Here is a 9,865-nt window from a genome sequence, read left to right on the forward strand (position 1 = left end):
AGCTCACTGGTCCGACCTACGCTGCCGCCCCACCCCCACAACAGTTGTACTTACACCCGCGGATAGTGTATAAACAGAATGAGAACACGGTTACAACGTAGAACGCAGAACGTAAATAATAAAGGTTAGGTGACGAATATGGAATTAAACTGGACACCACAACAAAATATGTTGTTGCGCATGGTCGGCGAGTTTACCAATCAGGAAGTTGCGCCTTACGACATGCAGATTCATGCGGACGGCCACTATCCCGAGGGGTTGCTGGACAAGATGATTGGTACGGGGTTCCTCGGGCTCATGCTACCACGACAGTACGGGGGCGCCGACTTTGATCCCGAAATCACCGCCGAGGTCGTGCGGCGGATGGCCCAGGGTAACGCCAGCGCAGCGGTAACCCTGGAGGGACACTACAAGACCGTCGAGCAGATTATTAAGTTTGGCGCGCAATCGTTGCAAGACAAGTACCTCCCTACGGCCACCAGCCACATCTTTGCATTCGGCATGACCGAATCGAGTGGTGGCTCTAACCCCATGGGTATCCAGACTACCGCCCGCAAAGTTGGCAACCACTGGGTTATCTCTGGCAACAAAATCATGATTACCAACGGCGGTCTGGCCACCGTCTACTGTGTCCTGGCCAAAACTGCCCCAGACGAACTATCCGTGTTCGTCGTGGACTCCAGCATGCCCGGATTCTCCTTTGGCAAGCAGGAGGACTTTATCGGTCTGCGCGGGGTGCCGGTGGGCGAAATCGTCCTCGATGAGGTGACCGTCCCCGCAGACCACCTACTCAGCCAACAGGGTGACGGCATGCTGGTCGGCGACTCCGCCCACGACGACGCGCGCATCCTGATGGGTGCCGCGCTGACGGGCATCATGGAGCACGCACTGGATGTCGCCACCGATTACGCTAACGAGCGTAAGGCCATCGACGTCCCCATCGGCCACCTGCAAAGTATCGAACGGAAACTGGCGGACATCGCAATTGGCAAAGAGACCACGAAGCTGCTCTACCAACGGGCGGCCGCACTCAAAGTCGCGGGACAAAGCTACTCCGAGGAGGCCGCAATGGCGAAGGCGTATGGCTCACGCACCGCAGTCAGTGCCTGTGACGACGCCCTACAAGTCCTCGCCGGTTACGGCTACAGCCGGGAATACCCGCTGGCACACCTGATTCTCGATGCCCGCGCCATGGAGATTGCTGAAGGCACCGTTGAAAAGATGCGCTCGGCTATTGCTCAGTCCGAGCTCAACAAGTAGGAGGCTATCATCATGAAAATTGTTGTTTGCATTAAACAGGTTCCGGAAAGCAATAACGTGAAGTTTGATCCCGTAACCCATAACCTGGTGCGCTCTGGCACTACCGGCCGGATTAACCCATTCGACAAGAACGCCATCGAAGCTGCGCTGCAGTTGCGCGACGCAATTGGTGGTAGCGTAAGTGTGCTGACCATGGGCCCGCCCGCAGCGACTGAGGCCCTCCGCGACGGCCTGGCCATGGGCGCGGATGACGGCTACTTGCTCAGCTCGCGCGCATTCGGCGGGGCCGACACGCTCGCAACTGGCTACACCGTCGCAGCCGCGATTAACAAAATCGGCGGCGTGGACCTCACCCTCTTTGGCCGGCAGGCAGTCGACGCGGACACCGGGCAGGTCGGGCCCATCACCGCAGAACTGCTGGGCGTCCCGCAGGCTACGTTCGTGAACAAGATCACGCCAGATGCAACCGGTGGACTAACGGTCCAGCGCGACCTCGACGACCGCACCCAAACCGTCGCACTTACTACCCCCGCAGTCATCACGGTTCGCAGTGAAATTAACCATCCCCGTTACGAAACTCCCGTCAACATTCAGGATAGTTTCACCAAAACCATCACCACCTGGACGGAACAAGACCTCAACCTTGATCCCGACCGCATCGGGTTAGCGGGGTCGCCAACCGTTGTCACCAAAGTATACGCACCAACACCGACGCAACGGGCCACACGACCACTGACCGGCACACCTGACGAGGCCGTTGACCAGCTGATCGCGCAGCTGCAGCGACAAAACCTAATCTAGGGGGGGCAAAATCATGACAAAGACAAACGCAATTTGGGTGGTAGCCGAACGCGCCATTGGCCGCATACAGCCCGTCACCTTTCAACTCATCACCAAGGCCCGGCAAATCGCCAACGGACGGCCCGTCGTCGCCATCCTGCTCGAGGGCGACGACGACAGCTTTGAGCAACAACTGGCCGATTACGGACCGGACGAAATTATTCGCGTGCGGGACGCAAAACTGAAGCGGGCCAGTGACCGCACCATGGCCGACGTTATCACCGCGTTGGCACGTGCAGAACGGCCCGACAGCGTCCTGTTTGCGGCCACTCCGCAAGGCCGGTCAGTAGCGCCGCGGGTTCAAACCCAGCTGACCACCGGGCTCACGGCTGACTGTTTGGACCTCCGCTACGATGACAACCTCCTGGTGGCCGTCAAGCCGTCATACGGGGACAACGTCATGTGCGAAATTACGTGCCCACAAGCCCGGCCGCAAATGGTTTCGGTCCGCCCCAACACCTTTGCCGCTGAACGGGTTACCAACAGCCAGACGGTGATTCGTGATGGCGACGTGCCCGTCAGCGCGTCAGTTGGTGACACTATTATCGACGAACACGTGGCCGTATCCACCGCTACGGGCGTGAACGGTGCCCGCAAGGTGCTGTCCCTCGGCCGTGGTGCCGCGTCTGACCAAACGGTGGCGTTGGCCCGGCAGATAGCCGCCAAGCTGGGGGCCAGCGTCGGCGTTTCGCGCCCCCTCACGGACCGCGACGACTTTTCCGTTGAGCAGCAAATCGGCCAATCTGGCAACACGATTGCGCCCGAGCTGCTCATTAACGTCGGCATTAGCGGCGCGACCCAATACCTGGTAGGCATTGACCAAAGTAAACTCATCATTTCCGTCAACCGCGACGACAACGCCCCCATCATGGCGCAAAGCGACTACGTGTACGTCGGGGATGCGGACGCCTTCCTGAAATCTCTCGCCAAGCGACTCGGCATTAACTAGCATTCACGATGCTGTACGCAGGGTCCCGTAACCGTCAACCGGACAAAGGACAATCAAAATGCATAATCGCAACTTTATTTACAGCGCACTCACCTTTACCGCGTTCATCATCTTTCTCAGTTGGTTAGGTCCCATCACCGCAAAGTTCGGTCAGTACACGTGGGGCTTCTGGATTGGCGTGATCCCGCTACTGGGTATGCTGCTCATCCTGCTCGTTCCAGTTGGTAACGCGTTGGTGCCAGACAAAGACGTACGGGGCGCCGTTCTCGGGCGTATGGCCCCATTCTACCTGGTGTACCTAGTCCTCAACACTGTGGGGCACCATTACATCGCTTCTAACGGCATCTTTGCGTGGGTCATCACGGGTGTCCTTTATGCTGCCGGTATTGTTGGCATTTGGTGGTCCGAGCAACGACCGCACCATGAAGACCATTAACATCACGGCGGACCCCACCGACTTTGATATAATGGTCATTAGTAACCCCGGACACGGACGGTTCGGCTCAAGAAAGGTTGATTAATTTGTTACGCCTCGGATTTGTTTATAACGCTGCCATTTACAGTACATTAGCACTCGTGGGCTTGTGGCTCACCCACACCAACTCCTTTGGTATCTCCATCATTGGTTCATTGGCGCTACTATACATCGTGGTTTTCCCGCTTGGTAGCGCGCTAATGCCTGAACGGGCCCTGCGGCAAAAGGCGCTCCTGGTAATCGGTATTCTGTGGCTCATCTTCTTTGTCTGCCAGATGGTACTCACCGTCGCCGTTGGGAGCATGAACTTTATTTACTGGCTCGTACTACTAGTCGTCTACTGCGGCACACTCTTTGCGTTCTGGCGGCTGGATCAGCGGCCCCACCGCAACGCCTAGTCTTGATGGTACACAAATGGCCCCCGCGCCAAAGGAATGCGGGGGCCATTTGTGTACACCGTGCACGACGGCGTAGCGAGCCATATATGTATGCTGCTTACCTCATTGCCGGCGCCTGCAGGTTAACCAAACCCGCGGCTGCCTGGCATGAGCCAGTTCAATAACTACTCAAACATGACTTTTGCAGTCAAAGTAGGTCGCCATAATACCTTGTGGACGGCATCGAACTATGCAAGCATTACCCTGACCACCCGCTTATTATAACGGGTCGGTCACCAAAAGCATATAGTCTGACCGTAAGCTTCAACAAACCAACCGCTTTGCCCAAACACGCCTGACGCTATGCTGGGGGATGCATATTTTAGGATTGGTCTCTTGATATCGTGGAAATAACGCATATGGAACGCTAAGCAAAGGGGCAAGAGCGAACTACCCCAGCATAGTTGGGGGAATGCCACAGCACTACCACCACAAGGCCAAGTGCGAACTTTCCCCAACCCAACATGGGAACGCTGCACTGCCCCCGCGTTAGTCGTGCGTATGGAAACGAGCTGCGCAGGCCAGAAAGCGACGTATAAGCAAACCCGAACAAGAATCCAAGTGCGAACTTTCCCAACTTAACGTGGGAACGCTACACTGCCCCCTCGTTAGTCGTGCGTATGGAAACGAGCTGCGCAGGCCAGAAGACGCCGCATAAGCAACTATAACCAAAAGGCCAAACCCGGGCCTTTTGGTTATAGTTGCTTATGCTCTGCCTTCTAAACGGCCTGCTCCGCTCTCTACACCTGTCCCGTCAACATCCCCAACGCCATAATTAACAGAATGATGCCAAAGAACAAACCGTACCAGAAGCCAAAGCCCAAGAATGGGCTCGTCGACTGGCCGCCGCTCGTCCGCACCGCCTTAAGTGCATGGCGAAATTGCCAGAACTGCCAAACGGATAATGCAATCAATGCTACAGCAGCTAACTTTTCCATCATAACGCACACCAGCTCTCATAACCCATAACTCAATGCCAGCCCAACAAACAGCACCGGCGTGATTAAAATAGTTCACCCGGTTACAAGATCATTATAACTCACATTTGTGTAAGCGCTAACAATGAGGCGAAATTTGTGCATTCGCGCTTATTTGTCTACCGCACCATCAACCATCTCCAGCATGGCGTCCGCCAAAATACCGTAACCATACTTACCAAAGTGGAGCCCGTCGTGCAGACTGCCATCCACAACGGCGGCCAAGTTTGGTTCGCGCATGAACAACTGGTACAAATCCAGCACCCGAGCCCCGTGCTGCCTGGCAACCTGCTGGATTGCGCGCCCGTACTCGCGAATCCGCGCGTTACTGCGGGTGCGCTGCCGCCGCTCGTCAACCGGCGGTGGGGTAATCATGACTACACGGGCACCAGCATACACCGTGCCCACTTGATCCATAATTTGTTGTACGTTGGCGGTAAATTCGGGTAACGGCACCAGCTTATGCGCCGCCGCATCATTCGTACCGATTAGTATGAAGACCCAGTCTGCATGCGGTCGGATCACCACATCATTGTGCGCCCGCCGTAGTAAATCAGGCGTCTGGTCGCCCCCAATGGCCGTATTGTCAATCTTTATAGACGGACGACGATTAAGGAGTGCCTTGTTAATCAATGGTCCGTGGGCGTCCTCCCTCCGAGCTAACAGGCTATCACCAGTTAGTAGTAGTCGCACTATTAATCAATCCCCCTTCAACTTTGCATGCCTCTATAAAACGCAAAGGGAACCGTAGCCAGTTGCCACGATTCCCTTAACCACGCATTTAGTTAAACTTAGCAGCACTGCCAGCAGGCACGCGCACGAGGTCGCGCTGCACCAGGCATTCCGCAATCTGTACGGCGTTCCAAGCGGCACCCTTCAACAGGTTGTCGGAAACGACCCAGCAGTTGTACGCACCCTTAGTCTCAAGGTCCGGACGAATCCGACCCACAAAGGTGTCCCGGCTACCCTCAGCCGTCTGTGGCTGTGGATACAGCTGGCTAGCCGGATCATCCTGCACAACCAGCCCGGGGAACCCGGTCATGGCTGTACGCAACTCGTCAGGGGTTGGCGTGTTGCCGTCTTCGACTTCAAACCATACGGACTCACCATGACCAATCGGCACTGGCACCCGCACACAGGTAGCAGTGACCTTGATGTCCGGTGAGTTCTTGTCGCCCAGCATGATCTTCTTGGTTTCGTGAATCATCTTCCACTCTTCGTGAGTGTAGCCATCATCCTCGAAGACATCAATCTGTGGCAACAAGTTAAAGGCCAGTGGGTAGTGCTTCTTTTCGCCCTTAACCGGCAGAATCTCTGCCTGCATCTCTTCGCCGTCCAAGTATTCCTTGGCTTCGCGCTTGAGCTCGTTAATAGCAGACTGCCCGGCCCCACCAGCGGCCTGGTAGGTCGACACGATAATCCGCTTCAGGCCAAACTGCTGGCGCACTGGCTCCAGGGCGACCATCATCTGAATGGTTGAGCAGTTGGGGTTAGCAATAATACCGTTGTGGTCCGCCAGGGCGTCCTCGTTGACTTCAGGCACAACCAACGGCACGTTATCGTTCATCCGGAAGTACGACGTGTTGTCGACACAGACCGCCCCACGCTTCACGGCTTCTGGCAAAAGCTTGGCGGAAACCGAGCCACCAGCTGATGACAGCACAAGGTCTACGCCATCAAAGGATTCCGGACGGGCTTCCTCGACCGTGACGGGTTCACCCTTAAAGTAGAGTGTCTTCCCCGCGGAACGGGACGAAGCCAGCAGATGGACTTCCTTGACCGGAATCGTTGACTGTTCCAATTGCTGAATCATGCGGGTACCCACGGCCCCCGTTGCACCCAAAATTGCGACTACATACTGCTTTTCTGTCATGATCATTCTCCCATTTGACGTAATTAATCGACTAAATCAGCTGCGTACGCTTGAATGCGTCGGCCGGCCTCTTCCAGATTCTCCGTTGATGCCGCGTACGACAAACGAATGTAACCTTCACCGCCGGGGCCAAAGACAGACCCGGGTACCACACCGACTTTGGCTTTCTCGGCCAAATCGTACACGAATTGTACATCATCCTGTATCATCGTGTCAGGTATCTTAGCAAAAACGTAAAACGCGCCGGCCGGCTTAGGTGCGGTAAAGCCCACCTTGCTCAACGCGGCCATAATCAGGTCGCGGCGCTGGCGGTAAATATCCCGCATCCGTGGACCATCTTCCCGGCCGTTACGCATGGCTTCTTCACCCGCCTTCATCATCGGGCTGGCCGCCGTCGTCACCAAGAACTGGTGCATCTTACCAACCAACTTGATGAGAGCTGCTGGTCCAGCCACGTACCCCACACGGTAACCCGTCATCGCGTGCGATTTGGAAAAACCACTAATCAATATGGTCTGCTCTGGTAGCAGGTGGCCCATACTGAGGTGATCCTCCTCGTACGCAATCTCCGCGTATATTTCGTCGGACAACACGACGAGGTCCGTCGACGACAGAATTTGCGCAACCGCGCGGACCTGCTCGTGGGTGTACGTTGCGCCCGTGGGGTTATTCGGGTAGTTCAGCACAATTGCTTTGGCCTCCGGATGGGCAGCCAAGGTGGCCTGTAACCGTTCCGGGGTCAAAATAAACTCCGGTGCGGTACTGACCGTGACCACGTTCAGCCCACAAATGTGCGCAACGTTCTCGTACAGCGGGAATTCTGGTGTCGGGATGATGATGGTGTCGCCCGGGTTAAACAGCCCGTTAATGGCGGCGAAGATGGACTCCGTAGCCCCCACGGTCACCACGACCTCACCGTCCGCCTGGTAGTGCGCGTCAAACCGGTCGGCTAAGTACTGACTAATTTGCTGGCGCAGTTCGAGGTAACCAAACGATGGTGCGTAATGCGACCAATCGGCGTCAATCGCGGCTTCGGTAGCCGCCTTAATGTGTTCCGGAACCGCAAAGTCCGGTTCGCCCAGGGTCAGTTTGATGATCCCCGGGATGGTAGAAATCTTGTTATCAACCGCACGAATGGCTGATGGCGGGACCGTACCTAACGCACGGTTACCTAATCCCGCAAGACTAGACTTGAGTTCTGGCATAACAATTACTCTTCTTTCCCAATCTCACAGTGGTTATAGCAACGAATCCAGGCCGACCGTCAAAGCGTCTGGCAGGTCCGCAACGTTACGGATAGCCAGCCGAATGCCCGCCATGAAGGACGAGCGGTCGTACGAAATCTGGCTGATGCTCAGGCTTTCGCCCTCAGCGCCAAAGATGACTTCTTCCTGCGCCACGTAACCCGGTAGGCGCAGCGCGTGCACGGGCACGTCGTCAATCCATTCACCACGTGCCGGTGCGTCCGTCTGCTTAGGCGCCACCGGCTTGGCCTGACGCGCCTTGCTGATTGCCTGAGCCGTGGCGCGGGCAGTACCGGACGGGGCATCAATCTTATCGCTGTGGTGAATTTCGACCACTTCAGCATCGGGCATGTACTTAGCTGCTTTGGCCGCGAACTGCATCATCAGTACGGCAGAAATACCAAAGTTCGGTACAATCATCACTTTACGCCCGTTGTCAGCGGCAATTTTACCCAAAGCCGCAAAGTCGTCGTTACTCATGCCGCTGGTCCCGATAATGGTATCGAACCCGTGGGCCAAGGAATACTCGGCGTTCTTACGCGCCGCCGTGGGGATGGTAAAGTCCACCCACACGTCCGCCGTGACGTTAATGTCGGCGGTATCACCAAAGATGGGGAAGTCCTCCGCGTCGCTAGCCGCACGGTCCAAGCCGCCGACCACCCGTAAATCGTCGGTTGCCTGCAACATGTGCACAACCTTGCGGCCCATCTTACCGGAAGCACCGGATACAAATACTGTTGTCATAAGTGATTAACCCTCCAATACTGATAGTACGTGTTGCGTCTCGGCCTCATTCAGCGGAATCATTGGCAGGCGGAGGTTATTCTTAATCTCGCCGCGGCGTGCCAGCATCATCTTGACCGGTTCTGGGGATGGGTAGGCAAACAACGCGTCCATTCGCGGTGCCAGCCAGGACATGGTCTCCTGGGCAACGTCCGTCTTGCCGGACTGGTAGTCGGTAATCATCTGGTGCATCCGCTCGCCATAGAGGTGGGATGCCACGGAGATGACGCCGCGCGCGCCACTTTGGATGGCCCCGAGGGTCTGGCCATCCTCACCGGTATAAACGGCAAAGTCGGCCGGTGTGTGTTCGACTAGGTACTCTAGGTCCTCGATGGTGGTACACTGCTTCACACCACCAATGTTGGGGTACTGCGCCAGTTGTACGAGCGTATCGTTATCGAGTTTTACCACCGTACGACCGGGGATGTTGTAGATAATCACGGGTACGGCCGATGCGTCGGCGATGGCCTGGAAGTGTGCAACCATCCCCGCTTGGCTCGGCTTGTTGTAAAACGGGTTCACGGCCAGCACGGCGTCGACACCCTTAATGGCGCTCACCTCGCGGGCAAAGTCCGCTGAAGCGGCGGTGTTGTTGGTACCAACGTTAGCGATGATGCTGGCGCGACCGGCAACGTACTGCGTAAAGTGTTCAAACAACGCGATTTTCTCGTCGTGGGTCAAAGTTGGTGCCTCGCCGGTTGTTGCACCAACCACAAATCCATTGGTGTGCTCACTGATCAACCGGTCGACCAACTTGTCCAAGGCGTCGAAATCGATGTGGTCGTCATCGGTAAAAGGCGTGATGATGGCCGTCATAATCGGTTCATTCTCAAACATGTTCTCCGTCCTTTCTTGAAACACAAATGATAGCACTTTTCCCTATTATTGCACGTTCTGTAGGGCAACTTTCTTCAGTAGTTTGGGGTTGCGGCAGCGTCGGCCAGCCCGGTGAGTTGCGACTTTCGTGGTTAGAACCCGCGGGCGGGGTTTGGGGTTGCGGCTTACGTGCCCTGCGCCGTAATTGCTA

The 9,865-nt window shown here is 56.2% G+C and carries 11 protein-coding genes; 5 read left to right on the top strand and 6 right to left on the bottom strand.

The window, feature by feature from the left end:
- Nucleotides 1–138: 138 nt before the first annotated feature.
- The 5 genes from LPA02S_RS09090 (at nucleotide 139) to LPA02S_RS09110 (ending at nucleotide 3,922) form a co-directional block, all read left to right on the top strand.
- The gene (locus tag LPA02S_RS09090; protein WP_054649457.1) at nucleotides 139–1,260 is read left to right on the top strand and encodes an acyl-CoA dehydrogenase family protein; all 1,122 of its coding nucleotides are present in this window, start codon (nucleotides 139–141) and stop codon (nucleotides 1,258–1,260) included.
- A 12-nt stretch (nucleotides 1,261–1,272) separates the two neighbouring features.
- The gene (locus LPA02S_RS09095) at nucleotides 1,273–2,061 is read left to right on the top strand and encodes an electron transfer flavoprotein subunit beta/FixA family protein (protein ID WP_054649459.1); all 789 of its coding nucleotides are present in this window, start codon (nucleotides 1,273–1,275) and stop codon (nucleotides 2,059–2,061) included.
- A 13-nt stretch (nucleotides 2,062–2,074) separates the two neighbouring features.
- Nucleotides 2,075–3,049, top strand: coding sequence for an electron transfer flavoprotein subunit alpha/FixB family protein (locus tag LPA02S_RS09100; RefSeq protein WP_056956172.1), 975 nt, complete (start codon nucleotides 2,075–2,077; stop codon nucleotides 3,047–3,049).
- A gap of 58 nt (nucleotides 3,050–3,107) precedes the next feature.
- Entirely contained in the window at nucleotides 3,108–3,485 is a 378-nt protein-coding gene (locus LPA02S_RS09105) for a hypothetical protein (protein WP_054649461.1), read from the top strand.
- A gap of 86 nt (nucleotides 3,486–3,571) precedes the next feature.
- Nucleotides 3,572–3,922 carry a hypothetical protein gene (locus tag LPA02S_RS09110; RefSeq protein ID WP_056956173.1) on the top strand — a complete coding sequence of 117 codons (351 nt, stop codon included), beginning with the start codon at nucleotides 3,572–3,574 and terminating at the stop codon, nucleotides 3,920–3,922.
- A 779-nt stretch (nucleotides 3,923–4,701) separates the two neighbouring features.
- Here the strand turns inward: LPA02S_RS09110 and LPA02S_RS09115 are convergent.
- The 6 genes from LPA02S_RS09115 to dapA form a co-directional block, all read right to left on the bottom strand.
- Nucleotides 4,702–4,902, bottom strand: coding sequence for a hypothetical protein (locus LPA02S_RS09115; protein ID WP_054649465.1), 201 nt, complete (start codon nucleotides 4,900–4,902; stop codon nucleotides 4,702–4,704).
- Between the two features lie 147 nt (nucleotides 4,903–5,049).
- On the bottom strand, nucleotides 5,050–5,631 hold the full coding sequence (locus LPA02S_RS09120; RefSeq protein WP_061777630.1) for a GDSL-type esterase/lipase family protein: 582 nt from the start codon (nucleotides 5,629–5,631) through the stop codon (nucleotides 5,050–5,052).
- Between the two features lie 88 nt (nucleotides 5,632–5,719).
- Nucleotides 5,720–6,811 (bottom strand): aspartate-semialdehyde dehydrogenase, encoded by a 1,092-nt coding sequence (locus tag LPA02S_RS09125; RefSeq protein WP_054649469.1) that lies wholly within the window; start codon nucleotides 6,809–6,811, stop codon nucleotides 5,720–5,722.
- A gap of 23 nt (nucleotides 6,812–6,834) precedes the next feature.
- Nucleotides 6,835–8,016 carry an aminotransferase class I/II-fold pyridoxal phosphate-dependent enzyme gene (locus tag LPA02S_RS09130; protein WP_054649472.1) on the bottom strand — a complete coding sequence of 394 codons (1,182 nt, stop codon included), beginning with the start codon at nucleotides 8,014–8,016 and terminating at the stop codon, nucleotides 6,835–6,837.
- Nucleotides 8,017–8,049: 33 nt separating this feature from the next.
- Nucleotides 8,050–8,799, bottom strand: a complete 750-nt coding sequence (gene dapB / locus LPA02S_RS09135; protein ID WP_056956175.1) for a 4-hydroxy-tetrahydrodipicolinate reductase — start codon at nucleotides 8,797–8,799, stop codon at nucleotides 8,050–8,052.
- A gap of 6 nt (nucleotides 8,800–8,805) precedes the next feature.
- On the bottom strand, nucleotides 8,806–9,675 hold the full coding sequence (gene dapA, locus LPA02S_RS09140; RefSeq protein ID WP_054649474.1) for a 4-hydroxy-tetrahydrodipicolinate synthase: 870 nt from the start codon (nucleotides 9,673–9,675) through the stop codon (nucleotides 8,806–8,808).
- Nucleotides 9,676–9,865: the final 190 nt, after the last annotated feature.

The sequence above is a fragment of the Lacticaseibacillus pantheris DSM 15945 = JCM 12539 = NBRC 106106 genome, from assembly GCF_001591865.1.
GTDB classification, from domain to species: domain Bacteria; phylum Bacillota; class Bacilli; order Lactobacillales; family Lactobacillaceae; genus Lacticaseibacillus; species Lacticaseibacillus pantheris.

What these genes read in the sequence shown, in the direction of transcription:
- LPA02S_RS09105 (WP_054649461.1), top strand. Translation starts at nt 3,108, where the DNA reads ATGCATAATCGCAACTTTATTTACAGCGCACTCACCTTTACCGCGTTC.
- dapA (WP_054649474.1), bottom strand. Translation starts at nt 9,675, where the DNA reads ATGTTTGAGAATGAACCGATTATGACGGCCATCATCACGCCTTTTACC.
- LPA02S_RS09100 (WP_056956172.1), top strand. Translation starts at nt 2,075, where the DNA reads ATGACAAAGACAAACGCAATTTGGGTGGTAGCCGAACGCGCCATTGGC.
- LPA02S_RS09090 (WP_054649457.1), top strand. Translation starts at nt 139, where the DNA reads ATGGAATTAAACTGGACACCACAACAAAATATGTTGTTGCGCATGGTC.
- LPA02S_RS09125 (WP_054649469.1), bottom strand. Translation starts at nt 6,811, where the DNA reads ATGACAGAAAAGCAGTATGTAGTCGCAATTTTGGGTGCAACGGGGGCC.
- LPA02S_RS09130 (WP_054649472.1), bottom strand. Translation starts at nt 8,016, where the DNA reads ATGCCAGAACTCAAGTCTAGTCTTGCGGGATTAGGTAACCGTGCGTTA.
- dapB (WP_056956175.1), bottom strand. Translation starts at nt 8,799, where the DNA reads ATGACAACAGTATTTGTATCCGGTGCTTCCGGTAAGATGGGCCGCAAG.
- LPA02S_RS09115 (WP_054649465.1), bottom strand. Translation starts at nt 4,902, where the DNA reads ATGATGGAAAAGTTAGCTGCTGTAGCATTGATTGCATTATCCGTTTGG.
- LPA02S_RS09095 (WP_054649459.1), top strand. Translation starts at nt 1,273, where the DNA reads ATGAAAATTGTTGTTTGCATTAAACAGGTTCCGGAAAGCAATAACGTG.